The 19,733-nt window shown below is 66.2% G+C and carries 15 protein-coding genes and 4 tRNA genes; 16 read left to right on the forward strand and 3 right to left on the reverse strand.

All coding sequences use genetic code 11. The annotated features are described in order from the left end of the window. Positions 1–140: 140 nt before the first annotated feature. Positions 141–216 (reverse strand) — tRNA-Val (locus ACZ6IE_RS07220). A gap of 289 nt (positions 217–505) precedes the next feature. Here ACZ6IE_RS07220 and ACZ6IE_RS07225 point away from each other — a divergent pair. The 16 genes from ACZ6IE_RS07225 to ACZ6IE_RS07300 all read left to right on the forward strand — a co-directional run bounded on the left by ACZ6IE_RS07225 (position 506) and on the right by ACZ6IE_RS07300 (position 17,248). Then, positions 506–577, forward strand: a tRNA-Gly gene (locus ACZ6IE_RS07225). 54 nt (positions 578–631) lie between these two features. Then, a tRNA-Cys gene (locus tag ACZ6IE_RS07230) sits at positions 632–705 on the forward strand. A 36-nt stretch (positions 706–741) separates the two neighbouring features. Next, a tRNA-Val gene (locus ACZ6IE_RS07235) sits at positions 742–813 on the forward strand. Positions 814–1,336: 523 nt separating this feature from the next. Beyond that, positions 1,337–4,039 (forward strand): DUF7507 domain-containing protein, encoded by a 2,703-nt coding sequence (locus ACZ6IE_RS07240; protein ID WP_464608603.1) that lies wholly within the window; start codon positions 1,337–1,339, stop codon positions 4,037–4,039. Between the two features lie 166 nt (positions 4,040–4,205). Beyond that, the gene (thrS, locus tag ACZ6IE_RS07245; RefSeq protein WP_464608604.1) at positions 4,206–6,125 is read left to right on the forward strand and encodes a threonine--tRNA ligase; all 1,920 of its coding nucleotides are present in this window, start codon (positions 4,206–4,208) and stop codon (positions 6,123–6,125) included. Then, positions 6,113–6,700 (forward strand): HIT family protein, encoded by a 588-nt coding sequence (locus tag ACZ6IE_RS07250; RefSeq protein ID WP_464607378.1) that lies wholly within the window; start codon positions 6,113–6,115, stop codon positions 6,698–6,700. Before thrS ends, ACZ6IE_RS07250 begins: the two co-directional genes overlap by 13 nt. 91 nt (positions 6,701–6,791) lie before the next feature. Next, complete coding sequence (gene pdxS / locus ACZ6IE_RS07255; RefSeq protein ID WP_464607379.1) at positions 6,792–7,694, forward strand: pyridoxal 5'-phosphate synthase lyase subunit PdxS; 903 nt, start codon at positions 6,792–6,794, stop codon at positions 7,692–7,694. Continuing rightward, complete coding sequence (gene pdxT / locus ACZ6IE_RS07260) at positions 7,684–8,292, forward strand: pyridoxal 5'-phosphate synthase glutaminase subunit PdxT (RefSeq protein WP_464607380.1); 609 nt, start codon at positions 7,684–7,686, stop codon at positions 8,290–8,292. Before pdxS ends, pdxT begins: the two co-directional genes overlap by 11 nt. A 91-nt stretch (positions 8,293–8,383) precedes the next feature. After that, positions 8,384–9,148: a YebC/PmpR family DNA-binding transcriptional regulator gene (locus tag ACZ6IE_RS07265; protein WP_077053245.1), complete on the forward strand. Its 765-nt coding sequence runs from the start codon at positions 8,384–8,386 to the stop codon at positions 9,146–9,148. Between the two features lie 12 nt (positions 9,149–9,160). Beyond that, the gene (ruvC, locus tag ACZ6IE_RS07270; RefSeq protein ID WP_200811526.1) at positions 9,161–9,805 is read left to right on the forward strand and encodes a crossover junction endodeoxyribonuclease RuvC; all 645 of its coding nucleotides are present in this window, start codon (positions 9,161–9,163) and stop codon (positions 9,803–9,805) included. Continuing rightward, a complete protein-coding gene (gene ruvA / locus ACZ6IE_RS07275) occupies positions 9,802–10,437 on the forward strand; it encodes a Holliday junction branch migration protein RuvA (protein ID WP_464607381.1) in 636 nt (211 codons plus the stop codon). The genes ruvC and ruvA overlap by 4 nt, the downstream gene beginning before the upstream one ends. Beyond that, positions 10,437–11,459: a Holliday junction branch migration DNA helicase RuvB gene (ruvB, locus tag ACZ6IE_RS07280; protein WP_464607382.1), complete on the forward strand. Its 1,023-nt coding sequence runs from the start codon at positions 10,437–10,439 to the stop codon at positions 11,457–11,459. The genes ruvA and ruvB overlap by 1 nt, the downstream gene beginning before the upstream one ends. A 68-nt stretch (positions 11,460–11,527) precedes the next feature. Continuing rightward, entirely contained in the window at positions 11,528–11,950 is a 423-nt protein-coding gene (gene yajC, locus ACZ6IE_RS07285) for a preprotein translocase subunit YajC (RefSeq protein WP_464607383.1), read from the forward strand. 63 nt (positions 11,951–12,013) lie between these two features. Then, the gene (gene secD, locus ACZ6IE_RS07290) at positions 12,014–13,771 is read left to right on the forward strand and encodes a protein translocase subunit SecD (protein WP_464607384.1); all 1,758 of its coding nucleotides are present in this window, start codon (positions 12,014–12,016) and stop codon (positions 13,769–13,771) included. After that, positions 13,771–14,817: a protein translocase subunit SecF gene (gene secF / locus ACZ6IE_RS07295; protein WP_464607385.1), complete on the forward strand. Its 1,047-nt coding sequence runs from the start codon at positions 13,771–13,773 to the stop codon at positions 14,815–14,817. Before secD ends, secF begins: the two co-directional genes overlap by 1 nt. Positions 14,818–14,992: 175 nt before the next feature. Then, a complete protein-coding gene (locus tag ACZ6IE_RS07300; protein WP_464607386.1) occupies positions 14,993–17,248 on the forward strand; it encodes a RelA/SpoT family protein in 2,256 nt (751 codons plus the stop codon). A gap of 25 nt (positions 17,249–17,273) precedes the next feature. On the opposite strand, the gene ACZ6IE_RS07305 is transcribed toward ACZ6IE_RS07300, so the two are convergent. Both ACZ6IE_RS07305 and ACZ6IE_RS07310 read right to left on the reverse strand, forming a co-directional pair. Then, positions 17,274–18,209, reverse strand: coding sequence for a hypothetical protein (locus tag ACZ6IE_RS07305; protein WP_464607387.1), 936 nt, complete (start codon positions 18,207–18,209; stop codon positions 17,274–17,276). Between the two features lie 193 nt (positions 18,210–18,402). Next, on the reverse strand, positions 18,403–19,662 hold the full coding sequence (locus tag ACZ6IE_RS07310; protein WP_464607388.1) for a DUF349 domain-containing protein: 1,260 nt from the start codon (positions 19,660–19,662) through the stop codon (positions 18,403–18,405). Between the last annotated feature and the right edge of the window lie 71 nt (positions 19,663–19,733).

Raw genomic sequence — 19,733 nt, forward strand, 5'->3', positions numbered from 1 at the left:
CAACCGGTCGAACGCATTCCACGCTAAAACGGTCGTGATGCCGACAACACCCCGTTGACGAACCAGTGGCCCCGTCCTAGACCTGCGGAAACCACAGGGGCACAAAAAATCCGCCAGCGCGAACTGGCGGACCTGAAGAATGGTGGGCGATACCGGACTCGAACCGATGACCTCTTCCGTGTGAAGGAAGCGCGCTACCAACTGCGCCAATCGCCCGCGAAACGGAAGAACGTCCGCCTGCGAGATTCGATCTTAGCGGAGCGAAAGCGGGAAACGCGAACCGGGAGGGCGCGGGCCCTCGGGGGAGTGCTTCGGAGAAAAATTCGCCGAAAAATAGAGAAAAATTACCCTAAGAGAATCGGCCCGGTCACGTTGCGAATCGGCAACCCAAATGGGACGGCCGAAAACGTCACAAACCCCCCGAAAACCGAAAAAGTGGGTTCTCGGTTTGTGCAAAGCGTTCCCCGTCAGTTAGAGTTCCTAAGCACTCAGAAATGAGCGCAATGCGGATGTGGCGCAGTGGTAGCGCATCACCTTGCCAAGGTGAGGGTCGCGAGTTCGAATCTCGTCATCCGCTCGAGTGTCAAGATCAGTCTTCCAGGCTGGTCACGGCATGTGGGCAACCACACGCGGTGGCGTGGCCGAGAGGCGAGGCAGCGGCCTGCAAAGCCGTCCACACGGGTTCGAATCCCGTCGCCACCTCCAACACTCACAAACCCCACACATCGAAAGATGTTCAGCGGGCGATTGGCGCAGCGGTAGCGCGCTTCCCTGACACGGAAGAGGTCACTGGTTCGATCCCAGTATCGCCCACAATCAAACCCCCGGATCAAGATCCGGGGGTTTTCTGTTTAAGACAGGCTGCAACCGTGGGCAGGTGAGGTTTTTGTCGGGGATCGCCAGTGACCCGCGATCGCATAACCTGCGATCGCGCTAGTTCGATCCCAGTATGGCGAGCCGACGAAGCCTCCGGGTTATGTCCGGGGGTTTTCTGTTTTAAACAGGCCGCAACCGTGGACAGCTGAGGTTTCTGTGGGGGATCGACAGTGACCCGCGATCGCATGACTTGCGATCGCGCTGGTTCGATCCCGGTATGGCGAGCCGACGGAGCCTCCGGATTAGGTCCGGGGGTTGTCCGAGGAGGTGCGGCACGCGGGTAGGACCCTGCCCGTAGGGACTGCGTTCTTGCTTGTGATATTTCAGCATGCCATGATGGGGCGACAGTTCGATGAATGGAGCGTGCCGAGTGTTCGATGCAGGTAGAGGGCAGCAGAAGAGGTCGCAAGCGCGGCGAAGTCGCGGCAGGGGGCTCCTAGCGGCGGGTCTCGTGGCGCTGATGGTCGGGGGCGGTGCCGCCAGCGCTGCAGTGGCCGCGGTCCCCGTCACACCCTCCACGAGCGGGGGCATCATCGGTTCGCAGAAGGGGGCAGAGCAGCCGCGCGAGTGCGATGCCGACGAGGTGCTGATCGGTGCTCGCGCACAGAACCGCGTGGGAACGACAGGTCCCGGCGGCATCCTCGTGCAGCTGGACCTCCTCTGTGGAACGGTGGATGTCGGGGCCGACGGCAAGCCCGTCGTGACGCCGAACGCGGACTGGCTGACCTACCCCGCGTTCGACGAGGGCCGGGGCGCGACATCCGACGGCCTGTGCCCGGTGAACCAGGTGGCCTATCAGCTCTCGGGCTCGACCTTCGCGAGCCAGGGCACGCGCTGGACGCAGAGCGCCATTCTCAGTTGCCGCCCCCTCGTCGTGACCCCCGACGGGGAGCTGAAGGTGGATGGCACGGCGCAGAAGACGCTGGCGACCGCGGGCGACGGCCGCGGCAACCTCACCGAACAGCGCATCGAGGGGCCATTCTGTGACGCCGGCGACGGTGAGCTGAGTTCATCCATCGTGCGGGGCTACCGTCCGCAGCTCGGCGGCGAAGGCCTCGACGGCTATGCCCCCAGTTGCGCGACGTTTGCGGTCGACCACGGCGATGCCCCCGAGAGCTATGGCGCGGCATCCCACCCCGCCAACGCGGCCACATTCCTCGGCGCCCTGGTCGATGGCGAGACGACGTCGGCATTCAGTGCGGATGCGCGCGGTGATGACGCCACGGCCGGCGAACGTCCGAATACGGCGATCGACGACGAGGATGGCGTGGCAGCTCTGCCGGTCGTCGAAGCGCTCGAAGGCTCGGGGTACTCTCTCGACGTCTCGGCCACGAACCGTGTCCTGTCGGTTCCGGCCACGTTGACCGCCTGGATCGACTTCGACCGGAACGGCACCTTCGAACAGAACGAGGCTGCCTCGGCCGTCGTACCGCCCGGAGCGTCCGGCACCACCAGCCGCGTGACCTGGACGGGCTTGGAGAAACGCATCTCTACCTCCGGCACGTCCTTCGCCCGCATCCGCCTTACCGTCGGTGATTCCGTCGCGGTCGGCCCGTCGGGCCCGCAACGCGCCGGCGAGGTCGAGGACTACACCGTCGAGCTCATCGCCGCTCAGCCTGCGCTCGACCTGGAGAAGACCGTCGAGAACGTGACGGATGTCTCGAAAGACGCCGTCACCAACACCTCCGATGTACTGACCTATGCGTTCGTCGTGACGAACCCGAGCGCCGTCACGCTGACGGGTGTGACGGTCGCCGACCCGCTTCCCGGGCTGAGTGCCCCGGCCGCCACCGACTGGCCGAGCGGCAGCCCGGGTGTGCTGCCGCCGGGCAAGAGCGTCACGTTCCGCGCCAGCTATACCGTCACGCAAGCGGACACCGATCGCGGCTCGATCGTCAACACGGCAACCGCCTCGGCCACCTCTCCGCTGGATCGACCGGTGGATGCGCCCGCGTCGACCACGACGACCACGCTCGACCGGTCGGCGAGCCTCACCTTGACGAAGAAGGGATCTGTGGCACCGGGCGATTCCGAAGCGGGGGACCGGGTCGAGTACTCCTTCACGGTGACCAACACGGGCTCGCTGACAGTGGCCCAGACCGCGATCCTCGACCCGAAACCCGGGTTGAGCACCCTCGAGTACGACGCCTGGCCGGGAACACCAGGGTCGTTGGCGCCGGGCGAGACGGTAACGGCATCCGCGAGCTATGCACTGACCCAGGCCGATGTCGATGCCCGCTCGGTCGACAACACGGCGACCGTGTCGGGCGTCAGCGGCAGCGGTCCCGTCCCGCCCGTCACGAGCACCGTGACTGTGCCGATCCAGGCGCACTCCGAGATCGCCATCGACAAGACCGCCGTCTTCGAGGGTGGCGACACTCCCGCGCCCGGCGACCGCATCAGCTACGGATTCGACATCTCGAACGTCGGCGCCACGACGGCGACGGACGTCTCGGTGCGCGACGAACTACCGGGCATCTCAGCGATCGCGTTCGAGCAGTACCCGAGCGGAACCGTGGGCGTTCTGACACCGGGTCAGAGTGTGCACGCAACCGCCTCCTACGTTCTGACGCAGGCGGACATCGATACCGGAACGGTTGACAACACCGCCTCGGCGGCAGCGCGGACTCCGGACGGCCGCTCGATCCCCGAGGCGCTCGATTCGGCAAACGTCGATTTGAACAACCTGGCAGTCCTCACCATCGAGAAGCGGGCAGCTTTCGCCGGAGGATCGCACGCAGTGCCCGGCGAATCCATCGAGTACACCTTCGCGGTGACGAACGATGGCAACGTGACACTCACCGACGTGCAGGTGGATGATCGGCTGCCTCGCCTCTCGCTCGTCACCTTCGGCACCTGGCCGGGGGAGGCCGGTCAGTTGGCGCCGGGCGAGACCGTGACGGCCTCGGCGAACTACGCGGTGACCGACACGGATATCGGCGCCCAGGGTGTCTCGAATACCGCGGTGGCCACGGCATCCGCTCGATCGGGACCGGTGGTTTCGGAGCCATCCGTCGCTATCGTGCCCCTGTCGCCCGAGCCGAAGATCATCCTCGCCGCAACCGGCGCCGCCCCACTCGTGGCCGGCATGACCGTGCTGGCACTGATGGTCCTCGGATCGATGCTATGGATCGCAGCACGCCGGCGCGAGGCGAACCGCTAAGCGCATCACGACCGGTCTCTGCGGGTCCTCACGGCTTCGGTCGTGAGGACCCGCTGCGCGTCGAGCCACCGCCGTCGCACTACAGTTGTACCGAACGATTTTGTCTAAGGAGTGGACCCTGGTGCCTGACGGTTTTGAGCTATTCACCGACCGGTCCGTCGTCGCGATGCGCGTCAACGGCGAGCTGAAAGATCTGGCCACGCAGGTCACCGACGCCGACACGGTCGAGGCCGTCACGATCGACTCCGAGGATGGCTTGAACATCCTGCGTCACTCGGCCGCCCACGTGCTCGCGCAGGCCGTGCAGAAGGTCAACCCCGACGCCCGCCTCGGCATCGGGCCGCCCGTCACCGACGGCTTCTACTACGACTTCGACGTGCACGAGGCCTTCACGCCCGAAGACCTCAAGGCGCTGCAGAAGGAGATGGACCGGATCATCCGGCAGGGCCAGCGTTTCGTGCGCCGCGTGGTCTCCGAGGAAGAGGCCCGCGAGGAGCTCGCGTCCGAGCCCTACAAGCTCGAGCTGATCGGCATCAAGGGCGCCAACGCCGGCGAAGACAACGAGAATGTCGAGGTCGGCGGCGCCGAGCTCACGATCTACGACAACATCGACCCCAAGTCGGGCGAAACCCTGTGGAAGGACCTCTGCCGGGGGCCGCACCTGCCGTCCACGCGCATGATCGGCAACGGCTACGCGCTCACCCGCGTGGCCGCCGCATACTGGCGGGGTTCGGAGAAGAACCCGCAGCTGCAGCGCATCTACGGAACCGCGTGGCCCACGAAGGACGAGTTGCGCGCCTACCAGGCCCGCATGGAGGAAGCGGCGAAGCGCGACCACCGCAAGCTCGGCCGCGAACTCGACCTCTTCAGCTTCCCCGACGAGATCGGCTCGGGTCTCGCCGTGTTCCACCCCAAGGGCGGAATCATCCGCGCCGAGATCGAGAACTACATGCGCGAGCGACTCGTCGCCTCGGGCTACGACCTCGTCAACACCCCGCACATCACCAAGGGCCACCTCTTCGAGACCAGCCAGCACCTCAGCTGGTACAAAGACGGCATGTTCCCGGCGATGCACCTCGACGCCGAATACAACGAGGCTGGCGAGTTGACGCGCCAGGGCCAGGACTACTACCTGAAGCCCATGAACTGCCCCATGCACAACCTGATCTACCGCGCCCGTGGCCGCAGCTACCGCGAGCTGCCCATGCGTCTGGCCGAATTCGGCACCGTGTACCGCTACGAGAAGAGCGGCACCCTCTCCGGTCTCACGCGCGTGCGCGGCCTGACCCAGGACGACGCCCACATCTATGTGACGCCCGGTCAGGTGAAAGAGGAGCTGGCCCGCCAGCTCCAGTTCGTGCTCGAAACCCTGCGCGGCTACGGCCTCAACGACTTCTACCTCGAACTCTCGACGAAAGACCCGGTGAAGTACGTCGGAACCGACGAGGTCTGGGAAGAAGCGACCGAGACCTTGCGTCAGGTCGCCGTCGAGTCGGGCCTCGAGCTCGTCGCCGACCCCGGTGGTGCGGCGTTCTATGGCCCCAAGATCTCGGTACAGGCTCGGGATGCCATCGGCCGCACGTGGCAGCTCTCCACCGTGCAGCTCGACTTCAACCAGCCCGAACTCTTCGAACTCGAGTACACCTCTGATGACGGATCGCGTCAGCAGCCCGTCATGATCCACCGCGCACTGCTCGGCTCGATCGAGCGGTTCTTCGCCATCCTGCTCGAGCACTACGCCGGCGCGTTCCCCGTGTGGCTGAGCCCCGTGCAGGTCATGGGCATCCCCGTCGCCGAGCAGTACGGTGACTACCTGCAAGACGTCATCGATCAGCTGAAGAAAGCCGGCGTACGCGCCGAGGTCGACCACTCCGACGACCGCATGCAGAAGAAGATCCGCAACCACACCAAGGCCAAGGTCCCCTTCCAGCTCATCGCGGGTGAAGAAGACTCGGCCAACGGCTCGGTCAGCTTCCGCTTCCGCGACGGAACGCAGCTCAACGGCATCCCCGTGGCCGACGCCATCCAGCGCATCACCCAGTCGATCGCCGACCGCGTTCAGGTGGACACCGCATGGCCCGCCTGAGCATGGGGGACTACGACGCCGACTCGGGTGCCGCGGCATCCGACGTTCGCATCGACGATGCCGCGCATCTCGCGGGGGTGCCCGACGAGTTCCAGCGCCTGTGGACCCCGCACCGCATGGTCTACATCGAGAAGGGCCAGCAGCCCGAGGAACACGAATGCCCGTTCTGCCACGCCCCTTCGCTGAGTGACGAGGATGGTTTGATCGTCGCTCGTGGCGAGCACGCCTATGTGCTGCTCAACCTGTTCCCCTACAACAGCGGTCACCTGCTGGTCTGCCCGTACCGTCACATCGCGACCTACGACCAGGCCACTCCCGAAGAAGTGGCTGAGATCGGGGCGCTCACGCAGACCGCCATGCGCGTCATCCGTGAGGTCTCGCACAACCACGGCTTCAACATCGGCATGAACCAGGGCGAAGTGGCGGGAGCCGGAATCGCGGCGCACCTGCACCAACACATCGTCCCGCGCTGGCAGCACGACGCCAATTTCCTGCCCATCATCGCGAAGACCAAGGCTCTGCCGCAGCTGCTCGGCGACGTTCGTTCGTCGCTCGCGGCAGCCTGGCCGGTCTGACACGAACCCGCCCCGGCGCCTCGTGCGCGAAGCGTAATACTGCGGCCCCCGGCCGCGTCCTCATCATCAATCACGAGTAGAATCTGAGACTATGACTGACAGCACCACGAACGGCGAATTCGGCTCCAACCGCGTGAAGCGCGGCCTTGCAGAGATGCTCAAGGGCGGTGTGATCATGGACGTCGTCACGGCGGAACAGGCGCGCATCGCCGAAGATGCCGGCGCCGTGGCCGTCATGGCCCTCGAGCGGGTCCCCGCCGACATCCGCGCCCAGGGCGGCGTCGCCCGCATGAGCGACCCCGACCTCATCGAACAGATCCAGGCCACGGTTTCCATCCCCGTCATGGCCAAGGCGCGCATCGGCCACTTCGTCGAGGCCCAGGTTCTCGAAGCACTCAACGTCGACTACATCGACGAGTCCGAGGTGCTGAGTCCGGCCGACTACGTGAACCACATCGACAAGTGGGGCTTCGGCATCCCGTTCGTCTGCGGTGCCACCAACCTGGGCGAAGCCCTGCGTCGCATCAACGAGGGCGCGGCCATGATCCGCTCCAAGGGTGAGGCTGGCACGGGCGACGTCTCCGAGGCCACCAAGCACATCCGCACCATCAAGGCCGAGATCCGCGCTTTGTCGGCGCTGACCAAGGACGAGATCTACGTCGCCGCGAAAGAGCTGCAGGCGCCCTACGAACTCGTCGCCGAGATCGCGCAGACCGGCAAGCTCCCCGTCGTGCTCTTCACCGCGGGTGGCGTGGCCACCCCGGCCGATGCAGCACTCATGATGCAGCTGGGCGCCGACGGCGTGTTCGTCGGCTCAGGCATCTTCAAGTCGGGCGACCCGGCCAAGCGTGCCGCCGCGATCGTCAAGGCCACCACGTTCTACGACGACGCCAAGGTCATCGCCGAAGCGTCGCGCGGTCTGGGAGAAGCCATGGTCGGCATCAACGTCGCCGACCTCGCCGCCCCGCACCGTCTCGCCGAGCGTGGCTGGTAGCGCGACGCCCCGCATCGGGGTCCTGGCACTCCAGGGCGATTTTCGCGAACACCTCGCGGTTCTGAACGGGCTCGGCGCAACCGCCGTGCCCGTTCGGCGTGCCAGCGAGCTGTCCGAGATCGACGGGCTCGTCATTCCCGGCGGCGAGTCGAGCGTCATGGACAAGCTGTCGCGCACGTTCGAGGTGGCCGAACCCCTGCGTGAGGCCATCCGCGGCGGTCTGCCTACCTACGGCACCTGCGCCGGTTTGATCATGCTCGCCGACCGCATCGTCGACGGCATCTCCGGGCAGCAGACCCTCGGGGGCCTCGACATCACGGTGCGGCGCAACGCCTTCGGCACGCAGACCGACTCGTTCGAAACCGACCTCGATGTTCCGGCGCTGGGCGATCCGCCCGTGCACGCCGTCTTCATCCGCGCACCCGTCGTGGATGCCGTTGGCGACGACGTCGACGTGCTCGCGCACGTCCCCGACGGGCGCATCGTCGCCGTCGAACAGGGTTCGGTCATGGGCACATCGTTCCACCCGGAGGTCACGGGCGACACGCGGTTCCACCGCTACTTCCTCGACAAGATCGCCGGTCGCGTGCGGGCCTGAGCGCCAGCGCGGCGCACTTCGGCGGTGCGCGGGCCCCGGACATCCCGTCGGGCCATAGAATAGACGGGATTTCACGGCAGTAAGGGAGCATATGTCCGGCCACTCCAAATGGGCGACGACCAAGCACAAGAAAGCGGTCATCGACCAGCGACGTGCGAAATCGTTCGCCAAGCTCATCAAGAACATCGAGGTCGCCGCCAAGATCGGTGGCGCCGACATGTCAGGAAACCCGACGCTCGTCGACGCCGTGCAGAAGGCGAAGAAGACGTCGGTCCCCAACGACAACATCGACCGCGCCATCAAGCGCGGCGCCGGTCTCACGGGCGAAGTGATCGACTACACGACGATCATGTACGAGGGCTACGGCCCCAACGGCGTCGCGCTGCTGATCGAGTGCCTCACCGACAACAAGAACCGCGCCGCGGCCGATGTCCGCACCGCCATGACGCGCAACGGCGGCACCATGGCCGACCCCGGCAGCGTCGCCTACAACTTCAGCCGCAAGGGCGTCATCGTCGTTCCCGCCGAGAACACGACCGAGGACGACATCCTCGCCGCCGTGCTCGAAGCCGGCGCCGAAGAGGTCACCAACGAGGGCGACACGTTCGAGGTCTTCACCGAGGCGTCCGACCTTGTCTCGACGCGTCAGGCGCTGCAGGAGTCGGGCATCGATTACGACTCCGCCGACGTGGCCTTCGTCCCGAACCTCAAGGTCGAGGTCGACGCCGACACCGCCCGCCGCGTGTTCAAGCTCATCGACGGGCTGGAAGACAGCGACGACGTGCAGAACATCTACACCAACCTCGACCTCAGCCCCGAGGTCGAAGCCGAGCTGCACGCTGACGACGACGAGTAGTCGAGCGTGACGATGCGCGTGCTCGGCATCGACCCCGGCCTCACCCGTTGTGGTGTGGGTGTGGTCGATGTTGAGCGCACGCGCACCGCGTCGCTTGTGCACTACAGCGTCATCCGGTCGTCGCCCGATGCGCCCATCGAGGAGCGCCTCCTGACGATCGCGCAGGGCATCGACCAAGCGATCGACGAGTTCGGTCCCGCCGCGGTCGCCGTCGAGCGCGTGTTCGCCCAGCACAACCTGCGTTCCGTCATGGGGACGGCGCAGGTGTCGGGACTCGCACTGCACGCGGCCGCGCGCCGCAGCATCCCGGTCGGCATGCACACGCCGAGCGAGGTCAAGGCCTCGATCACGGGCTACGGCTCGGCCGAGAAGAAGCAGGTGCAGACCATGGTCGCGCGCATCCTCGGCCTCGCCGAACTGCCGCAACCCGCCGACGCCGCCGACGCCTTGGCGCTGGCAATCTGCCACGCGTGGCGCGGCAACGTGTCGCTGCAGAAACAGGCCGCGGCCGCCGGCGGGGGAGTATCGACCCGCATGGCGAAGGCGCAGGCATCGGCGGGCACCCGCTCGGCCGGGCTCACGCCGGCGCAACGGGCATGGCGCGCCGCCGAACGCTCCGGGGGAACGTCGGGGGCGTCGCCTAGGCTGACAGAGTGATTTCTTCGGTACGTGGAACAGTTCTGAGCGCCCTGGGTTCGACGGCCGTCATCGAGGTCGGCGGGGTGGGTCTGTCGATCCAGGTCACCCCCGAGCACGCGCTCTCGATGCGCACCGGATCAGAGGCGTTCGTGCACACCACGCTCATCGTGCGCGAAGACTCCCTCTCCCTCTTCGGCTTCGAGACCGCCGAGCAGCTCGCCGTGTTCGAGCTGCTGACGAGCGTCACGGGCGTCGGCCCCAAGTCGGCGCTCGGTGTGCTGGCCGTGCTCACGCCCGATCAGGTGGCCCGCGCCGTCTCGAGCGAAGACGACGCCGTGTTCCGCAAGGTGTCGGGCATCGGGCCCAAAACCGCCAAACTCATCGTCGTGGCATTGACGGGCAAGCTGCGCATCACGGCATCCACGTCGTCGGCCTCATCGTCGCGCGCCGTTGCTGCCCAACCCGTCGACGAGAGCGTGCTCGTGGCTCTCATCGGCTTGGGATGGTCGGAGAAGATCGCTCAACGCGCCGTGGAAGACGCCGTCGCGAACAACCCCGAAGCGGATGTCTCCTCGGTGCCCGCCCTGCTGCGCCTGGCGCTGGCCCAACTCGGTCCCGCCGCGAGTAGCGCCGCCGGGAGGGCCCGCTGATGTCAGACGACCTCACGCGTCCCGACCTCGAATCGGATGCCGAGCTCGCGTTCGAGGGAGCGCTCCGGCCCGAATCGCTGGCCGAATTCGTCGGGCAGACGAAGGTGCGCGGTCAACTGCAGCTGCTGTTGACCGCCGCGTCGATGCAGGGACGCACGCCCGACCACATCCTGCTCGCGGGTCCTCCGGGGCTTGGCAAGACGACGCTCGCCATGATCGTGGCGCACGAATCGGGGCGCCCGCTGCGCATGTCGAGCGGTCCCGCCATTCAGCACTCGGGTGACCTGGCGGCCGTGTTGTCGTCGCTCGTGCCGGGTGAAGTGCTCTTTATCGACGAGATCCACCGCATGGCGCGCTCGGCCGAAGAGATGCTCTACCTGGCGATGGAAGACTTCCGCATCGACATCATGGTCGGTAAGGGTGCGGGTGCCACATCCGTTCCCCTCGAGCTGGCGCCGTTCACGCTCGTCGGTGCGACGACCCGTGCGGGTTTGTTGCCCAACCCGCTGCGCGACCGCTTCGGCTTCACGGCGCACCTCGAGTTCTATGAAGAAGATGAGCTGCGCGAGGTCTTGGCGCGCGCGGCCCGCCTGCTGCACTTCGATCTCGACCGCGAGGGCCTAGCCGAGATCGCGGGCCGCTGCCGCGGAACGCCCCGTATCGCCAACCGTCTGCTGCGCCGTGTGCGCGACTTCGCCCTCGTGCACGGTCGGGATGCCGACGCCGATGCCGTGCGCGCGGCCCTCGAGCTCTACGACGTCGACCCCCTCGGGCTCGACCGCCTCGACCGGGCCGTCATGCAGATCCTGCTCGAGCGTTTCGACGGGGGACCGGTGGGTCTCAACACGCTCGCCGTGTCGGTGGGAGAGGAATCCGAGACCATCGAGAGCGTGGTCGAACCGTTCCTCGTGCGCATCGGACTCATCACGCGCACACCGCGCGGACGGGTCGCGACCCCGCAAGCCTGGAAACACTTCGGAATCGAGCCCTCCCAGGGAGCCTTCCTGCCCGGTGTCCTATAATTCAAGCTGGCCCCCTGGCCGGTTACCCCAAAACATGCGGCAAAAGCGCCGCGAAAGGTTCGTCTCTCATGGCATTTGATCCGCTGACTATCGGAATGCTCGCCATTCTGGCCGTGCTCATCTTCTTCATGTTCCGCAACGGGCAGAAGCGCAAGCGCGACATGGAAAGCCTGCAGTCCCAAGTTGTCCCTGGTGCCGAGGTGATGACTAACTTCGGTCTCTACGGCACGATCCTCGCCATCGACGAGGGCGACAACAAGGTGCAGCTCGAGACGAGCCCCGGCAACGTCGTCACCGTGCACCGCCAGACCATCGCACGCGTCATCACCGACGAGGTCATCGTGCCCGCCGACGACGCCACCGACACGATCGCTGGCCCCGAGCTCAACGCCGACCACGCGACCTACGCCGAGAACCCCGAGTTCGGTGAGCGCGTCGACGGAACCGAGCGCACCACCAACGATTCGCGCAACAAGAAGATCGACGAATAACATACTGGAATTGCCCCGTCCGGCCCCGAAAGGGCCGGACGCCTAAGAAAGCTGAGTAAATCGTTGGCTAAGTCCAGATCGACGCCCGTGCGCAAAGCATGGCGTTCCCTCTCGTGGTTGGGTGTCATCGTCCTGGTTCTGTTTGGCGTCCTCGCCAGCGGTGTCATCTGGTCGAACGCCTCGTGGATGCCCAAACTCGCGCTCGACCTGCAAGGTGGAACGCAGATCATCCTGGCGCCGCAGTCGCAGAACGGCGAACAGATCACACCTGAGCAGTTGACACAGGCGGTCTCGATCATCCGCCAGCGTGTCGATGCCTCGGGTGTTTCCGAAGCCGAGGTGAACACCGAGGGCGGTCAGAACATCGTCGTGTCGATCCCGGGCGAAGCCGACGAAGAGACGCGCAACCGCATCCAGTCGAGCGCCAAGCTCGAGTTCCGCCCCGTGCTCGTCGCCGGTGCGCCGGCCAACACGTTCGTGGGGGATGACGGCCAATCGACACCGTTCCCGTCGCCCGATCCTGGTCTTGTCTCCACGCCGACGGCCGCCCCGACGAACGGCAGCGACCTCGCTTACGTGACCCCGGCCCTGCAGGCGGAGTTCCAGGCGTACGACTGCGCCAACCCGCCGAGCGACGAGGAGCAGGCCCCGGCCGATCAGCCGCTCATCACGTGTGATGACGCCGGCTCGGCCAAGTACATCCTCGGCCCGGTCGAGCTGGATGGTTCGGCCATCACCGACGCGACCAACGGCCTGCAGACCACGCAGTCCGGCGGATCGACCGGCCAGTGGGCCGTCAACATCACGCTCGACGGCAAGGGCAGCGACGTCTTCGCCCAGATCAGCCAGCGCCTCTACGGCGCGCAGGCGCCGCTCAACCAGTTCGCGTTCGTGCTCGACGGCAAGGTGCTCTCCGCCCCGTCGATGAACGGTCTGATCACCGACGGCAAGCCCAGCATCACGGGAAGCTTCACGCAGGAGACGTCCAAGACGCTCGCCGACCAGCTGAAGTACGGCGCACTGCCCATCAGCTTCACGGTGCAGTCATCCGACACCATCTCGGCCACCCTGGGTTCGTCGCAGCTGACGATCGGCCTCATCGCCGGTCTCATCGGTCTGATCCTCGTCGTGATCTACACGCTCTTCCAATACCGTCTGCTCGGCTTCGTCACGATCGCGTCGCTCATCGTGGCGGGCATCCTGACCTACCTGTCGATCGCCCTGCTGTCGTGGAGCGAGGGCTACCGCCTGTCGCTCGCCGGCGTCGCGGGTCTGATCGTGGCCATCGGTTTCACCGCCGACTCGTTCATCGTCTACTTCGAACGCATCCGCGACGAGTTGCGCGATGGCCGCGGCCTCGAATCCGCGGTCGAGGCGGGCTGGCGTCGTGCCAAGCGCACGATCTACGCGTCCAAGGGTGTCAACGTGCTCGCCGCCGTCGTGCTCTACGTGCTGGCGGTCGGCAACGTGCGCGGATTCGCGTTCACGCTGGGACTCACCACGATCATCGACATCCTGGTCGTCATCCTCTTCACGCACCCCATGCTGCAGCTGCTCGCTCAGACGCGATTCTTCTCGAGCGGGCACAAGCTGTCGGGGCTCGACCCGAACGCCCTCGGTGCCGTCTACCGCGGCCGCGCGCAGTTCCGCACGCCCACCGATGTCCCCGGTTCCAAGGTGGCCAAGTCGAGTCGCGAGGCCGAGCGTCGCCAGACCATCGCCGAGCGCAAGCGGGCCGAGCAGGAGCGTGAGTCGGTATCGGCGGGCGCACCCACTCGCTCCGATGACGCCGCCACCACGAGCAAGAAGAAGGACGCCTGATGGCCAGCTTGACCAGCTTCGGCAACGACCTCTACACGGGTAAGAAGTCGATCAACTTCGTCGGCAAGCGCAAGGTGTCGTTCAGCGTCGCCATCGCCCTCGTCGTGTTGTCGATCCTCGTCCCCATCGTGAAGGGCGGCTTCAACTTCGGCATCGAGTTCAGCGGCGGATCGCAGTTCCAGATCGCCAACGTGTCGACCACCGATCAGACCGTGGCGCAAGACGCGGTCGCGTCGGTCGTGCCAGACGCCGTCGTCCGTGTGACGACCGTCGGCGACAGCGCGGTCCGCGTGCAGACCGACCAGATGACCGCCGGCGAGACCAAAGAGGTGCAAGACTCCCTGGCCACGGCCTACAAGGTCGACGCCTCCGAAGTCAGCACATCGTTCATCGGCGCCTCATGGGGTGCGGATGTCACGCGTCAGGCCCTGCTCGGACTCTTCGCGTTCCTCGCGCTCGCGTTCGTGATCATGGCCCTCTACTTCCGCACCTGGAAGATGTCCGCGGCCGCCATGCTCGCCCTGCTCGACGTGCTCATCATCACGCTCGGCGTCTACGCGGCCAGCGGCTTCGAGATCACGCCCGCCGCGGTGATCGGATTCCTCACCATCCTGGGCTATTCGCTCTACGACACGGTGGTGGTCTTCGACAAGATCCGAGAGAACACGACGGATGACGGGGAGAACGCGTCTCGCACCTTCGCCGAATCCGTCAACCTCGCCGTCAACCAGACCCTCGTGCGTTCGATCAACACGTCGGTGGTCGCGGCCCTTCCCGTCGCCGCCATCCTCGTGATCGGTGACTTCGTGCTCGGCGCCGAGACTCTGCGCGACATCTCGCTGTCGCTGCTGATCGGCATCCTGGTCGCCACCTACTCGACGATCTTCGTCGCAGCCCCGCTCTACGCCCTGTTCCGTCAGAACGAACCGGCGATCAAGAAGCGCGATGCGCGCGTGTTGGCTGCTCGCGAGAAGGCGAACCGGTCCGGCGTGTCAGGTGCCTCGGGCGCTTCGGGCGAGGCCGTTCCGGCGACAGAAACCGTCTAAACGCGACGGCCATCCGCACCTCTCCCCTCGGGGTGGTGTGCGGCAGCCGCAGGGCCGGATCCTTCGGGATGCGGCCCTTTTCGCGCACAGGGGAATGCCGGGCCCGCCGCTGGTCTTCGTGCCCTCGATCTCGCGAGATAATGGAGCGTTGTCTCATTCCGTAGGAGGAGCGAATATGTCCGAGGCCGTTCAGTCCTCCACCGCATCGCTGCGGCGCCTCGTGCCGCGCATCTTCTCCAAGGCACAACCCGCGGGCGCCGTCGACCGTCTCGTGCGCACCACCCGCCTGCACCACCCCAAGGCCGATCTCACGATCCTCGAACGTGCCTACGCCGTCGCCGACCGCGCTCATAGCGGCCAGAAGCGCCAGAGCGGCGAGCCCTACATCACGCATCCGCTCGCGGTCGCCCAGATCCTCGCCGACCTCGGCATCGGGCCCAAGACCCTCGCGGCCGCGCTGTTGCACGACACGGTCGAAGACACCGACTACGGTCTCGACGAGTTGCAGGCCGAGTTCGGCGACGAGGTCGCCATGCTGGTCGACGGCGTCACCAAGCTCGACAAGGTGAAATACGGCGAAAGCGCGCAGGCCGAAACCGTGCGCAAAATGATCGTGGCCATGTCGAAAGACATCCGCGTCCTGATCATCAAGCTCGCCGACCGCCTGCACAACGCTCGCACCTGGGGCTTCGTCCCTCCGGAGAAAGCCAGCAAGAAGGCGACCGAGACGCTCGAGATCTATGCGCCGCTCGCGCACCGACTCGGCATCCAGACCATCAAGTGGGAACTCGAAGACCTCTCGTTCGCGGTGCTCTATCCCAAGATCTATGCCGAGATCGAGAGCCTCGTGCGGCAGCGCACCCCGCAGCGCGAAGAATTCGTGCAGCACGTCATCGACGCGGTCAACGACGACCTCAAATCGCAGAAGATCCGCGGCAAGGTCGTCGGGCGACCCAAGCAGTACTACTCGATCTACCAGAAGATGGTGGTGCGCGGGCGCGAGTTCGACGACATCTACGACCTGGTCGGCATCCGCGTGCTCGTCAACTCGGTGCGCGACTGCTACGCCGTGCTGGGTGCCATTCACGCGCGCTGGACGCCCATTCCGGGCCGCTTCAAGGACTACATTGCGACCCCCAAATTCAACCTGTACCAGTCCCTGCACACCACGGTGATCGGGCCGGGCGGCAAGTCCGTCGAGATCCAGATCCGCACGCACGAAATGCACCAGCACGCCGAGTACGGTGTGGCCGCGCACTGGAAGTACAAGGAGCGCGTCAACGGGAAGACGCCGTCCGTGTCGTCAAAGTCGAATGACACCGACATGGCGTGGCTCGCCCACATCTCCGACTGGCAGGCTGAGACGGCCGACCCAGGGGAGTTCCTCGACTCGCTCAGGTTCGAGATCGGCGCCAAAGAGGTCTACGTCTTCACCCCCAAGGGTCGGGTCATCGGCCTGCCCGCGGGCGCGACGCCCGTCGACTTCGCCTATGCGGTGCACACCGAGGTCGGCCACCGCACGATGGGCTCGAAGGTCAACGGCCGCCTGGTGCCGCTCGAGACCGAGCTGAACAGCGGCGACGTCGTCGAGGTCTTCACATCGAAGAACCCCGACTCGGGCCCCAGCCAGGACTGGCTGAACTTCGTGCGCAGCACCCGTGCCCGCAACAAGATCCGCCAATGGTTCACCAAGGAGCGGCGCGACGAGGCCATCGAGCAGGGCAAAGATGCGATCGCCCGCGCCATGCGCAAGCAGAACCTTCCGCTGCAGAAGCTCATGAACCAGGATTCGTTCGCCGAAGTGGCGGCGCAGATGCGTTACGAAGACGTGTCAGCGCTGTATGCCGCGGTGGGCGAGGGGCACATCTCGACCCAGTCGGTGCTCGAAAAGGTCGCCGCCCTGCTGCAGGGCGACGCCGAGAGCGAGAACACCGAGATCGACTTCCCGGTGCGTGGTCGCACGCGGCCGGTGCCGCACAGCGATTCCGGTGTGCTCGTGCGCGGGGCCCCCGACATCCTGGTGAAGTTGGCGAAGTGTTGCACGCCCGTTCCGGGTGACGACATCGTCGGTTTCGTGACGCGCGGTTCAGGCGTTTCGGTGCACCAGGCCGATTGCCACAACGTGGCGTCGCTGCTCAACGAACCCGAGCGCATGATCGAGGTCGAATGGGCGCCGTCCTCGAAGAGCGTGTTCCTCGTGCAGATCCAGGTCGAGGCGCTCGATCGGGCGGGCCTCTTGAGCGATGTCACGCGCGTGCTCAGCGAGTACCACGTGAACATCCTCTCGGCCACGGTCTCGACGAATAGCGACCGTCTGGCACTCAGCCGCTTCGTGTTCGAGATGGGCGACACGACCCACCTCGACCGAGTGCTGAACGCGGTGCGACGCATCGAGGCCGTTTACGACGTCTACCGCGTGAGCGCCGGCTAAAGGTTTCGCAGCGCCCGAGGACGCGTCAGAAGGCGCTCTCGCGAGCTTCCTCTGGCGTGTCCATGCGTGCATCGTGCAAGGTCGTCGACCGTTTCTGTTCCGTGAGTTGCGTTCGGACGGCGTCCCGGGCGGCCTCGGTCGCGTCCCGGTGGGAGACGTTCTCTACACCGGGTTGTGGCGACGCGAAGACCTCTCTGACATCGGTCTCGGCGCAGTCGTCTGCGCGCTCGGCGACTCGAGCCGCCTCGCGTTGGGCGGCGAAGAGTTTGTCGCTCGTCAGATTGCTCAGAACGCGGCCGATGAGCGTGGTCGCCTCGTGCGCTCTCGTTCCTCGCCTCGGCCGCGCTCCCGTGAGGTAGGTGTCGACGGTGTCGAGCCCGGCGAGAACGAGGATGGCCGTGAGCGCAGCCGTGCGAATGGCGCCGGCGTCTCGCTCCCGCGGACGAGGTCGTCCGTGCGCCCGTGCCGCGTCGGCCGCGCCGACCAGCGTTTTGGCGATGGCCACGCCCGTGGCCAGCTCGGTGAGGACCGGCCAACCGCCTCTGAGGCACACATCGTCCTCACGAACGTGCGCCTGCGCGACCAACCAGTCGTCGGCGAGCGGTGGGACGGGAACGCGCGCGGGGGCTCGCGCAAACACCTCGTGCACGGGTGGAGGGGCCAGGATCGCGCCGTGGACCCATGCCGCGCTGAGGCCGCCGGCGACGAACGGTAGGACCTCGGCTGGCGGTGCCGCCATCCGCCTCCTGGCGGATTGTTGCGGCTGCGAACCACGTCGGCGCGAGAGGTCGAAAAAGAATGCGCGGAAGAGGGCATCGGCCCGCAATCCTGGGCGGTCGGGTTCGTCAACGGGGTGGAAGGTGCGATCGAGCGGCCACAATTCGCCGTCGAGCACGAGCGCCTGCAATTCTTGCCCGGGGAGGACATCCGGTCCGAGAGTCGCGGGCAGCGCGTAAGCCATGTCACCAGTGTGACGGAGCGAGCCCGCTGACGGTGCCCCACCCTGGCTTCTGTGGAGAACCCGTCCATCCCGGAACGGTGGAGAGGGACGCTCGGCCCGCGGCATAACGAACGAGCTCGCGTCCGGCCGGATGCCGTGACGCGAGCTCGTGGTTGCGGTGGGGTTCAGCCCGTAGGGGCCGAAACCGCAGGGTCTAACCCAGTGCGTTCAACCACACCTTGCGCGCTTCGAGCGCTTCTGTGGCTTCGGCAACCTTCGCCGAGTCGCCCGAGGCTTTCGCCTCTTCGAGCTCGGCCTCGAGCTTCTCGATGGCTGCGTTCAGCTGGCCGGCGAGCCCCTCGGAACGGGCCTTGCGCTCGGGGTTGTTCTTCTCCCAGAACTCCTCGTCGAGGCCGCGCACGTGCTGTTCGACCTTGCGCAGGCGCTCTTCGACGGGCTTGACCTGGTCGCGGGGCACGCGGCCGATCTCGTCCCAGCGGCGCTGGATAGCGGTGAGCGCCTGGCGGGCCTTGTCGCGGTCCTTGATCTCGAGGATGGGCTCGGCCTCGGTCAGCAGGGCCAACTTCAGGTCGAGGTTCTCCTGGTATTCGATGTTGTCGCGTGCGTCGACCTCGGACTTCGCACCGTAGATCGCGTCGCCGGCAGCCTTGAAGCGCGCCCAGAGAGCGTCGTCGTGGCGCTTGCCAGCTCGACCCGCGAGCTTCCACTCGTCGAGCAGACCGCGATAGGAGTGCACGCCATCGGCACCCTGCGGCACGAGGGCTTCGGCACGCTCGATGAGCTTCTGCTTCTTGGTCTTGGCGTCGCGGTGGACGCTGTCGAGTTCGGCGAAGAACGCCCGGCGGTTGGCCTCGATGGTCGAGCGTGCGGTGCGGAACCGCTTCCACAGCTCGTTCGCGTCACCCTTCGGCAGCTTCGGGCCGTCTTGCTGATGCGCCTGCCAGCGGGCGAAAAGCTCGGTGATCTGCTCTGTGGCCTGCTTCCACTGCGTCTTGGCAGGGTCACCGGCGGCGAGTGATTCGGCCTCGACAACGATCGACTCACGGTAGGCGAGCGCCTCGGCGACGGCGGCTTTGGCTTCTTCACTCTGCTGCTCGGTGAGCGCCTCGACCGTGGTGTCCAGTGCAGCTACGCGGGCGCGCAGGGCGGCGATGTCACCGACGGCGTTGGGCTCGGCAAGTGCGGTGCTCAGGCGGGATGCCGCCTTCTGCACGTCAGCCGCGGGAGCGCCGCGCTTGACCCGCTGCTCGAGCAATGTGACCTGACCGGCCAGGTCGGTGAATTTGCGCTCGAAATAGGCCAGGGCCTCTTCGGGGGTTCCGTCGGGATATTGCCCCACGGTGCGCCACTCGTCGCCCTCGCGGACGAATACGGTGCCGGTCTCATCGACGCGGCCCCACGGTTGCTGTTCGGTAGTTGACACGTGCCTCACCTTGCTGCGGGTGTCGCGCATGGCGCGCGACCGGAAACTGGTCCCAGCCTATTACGTCGGCAGTCCGCACGAACGCCGATCTTGCGGGGATT

Source organism: Okibacterium sp. AC114 (assembly GCF_979253355.1).

Bases quoted from the DNA above. Each gene is read 5' to 3' on its own strand.
- ACZ6IE_RS07250 (WP_464607378.1), top strand. From the start codon at position 6,113: ATGGCCCGCCTGAGCATGGGGGACTACGACGCCGACTCGGGTGCCGCG.
- thrS (WP_464608604.1), top strand. From the start codon at position 4,206: ATGCGCGTCAACGGCGAGCTGAAAGATCTGGCCACGCAGGTCACCGAC.
- yajC (WP_464607383.1), top strand. From the start codon at position 11,528: ATGGCATTTGATCCGCTGACTATCGGAATGCTCGCCATTCTGGCCGTG.
- ACZ6IE_RS07305 (WP_464607387.1), bottom strand. From the start codon at position 18,209: ATGGCTTACGCGCTGCCCGCGACTCTCGGACCGGATGTCCTCCCCGGG.
- ruvB (WP_464607382.1), top strand. From the start codon at position 10,437: ATGTCAGACGACCTCACGCGTCCCGACCTCGAATCGGATGCCGAGCTC.
- secF (WP_464607385.1), top strand. From the start codon at position 13,771: ATGGCCAGCTTGACCAGCTTCGGCAACGACCTCTACACGGGTAAGAAG.
- ACZ6IE_RS07310 (WP_464607388.1), bottom strand. From the start codon at position 19,662: ATGCGCGACACCCGCAGCAAGGTGAGGCACGTGTCAACTACCGAACAG.
- ACZ6IE_RS07240 (WP_464608603.1), top strand. From the start codon at position 1,337: ATGGTCGGGGGCGGTGCCGCCAGCGCTGCAGTGGCCGCGGTCCCCGTC.
- ruvC (WP_200811526.1), top strand. From the start codon at position 9,161: ATGCGCGTGCTCGGCATCGACCCCGGCCTCACCCGTTGTGGTGTGGGT.
- pdxS (WP_464607379.1), top strand. From the start codon at position 6,792: ATGACTGACAGCACCACGAACGGCGAATTCGGCTCCAACCGCGTGAAG.
- ACZ6IE_RS07300 (WP_464607386.1), top strand. From the start codon at position 14,993: ATGTCCGAGGCCGTTCAGTCCTCCACCGCATCGCTGCGGCGCCTCGTG.
- ACZ6IE_RS07265 (WP_077053245.1), top strand. From the start codon at position 8,384: ATGTCCGGCCACTCCAAATGGGCGACGACCAAGCACAAGAAAGCGGTC.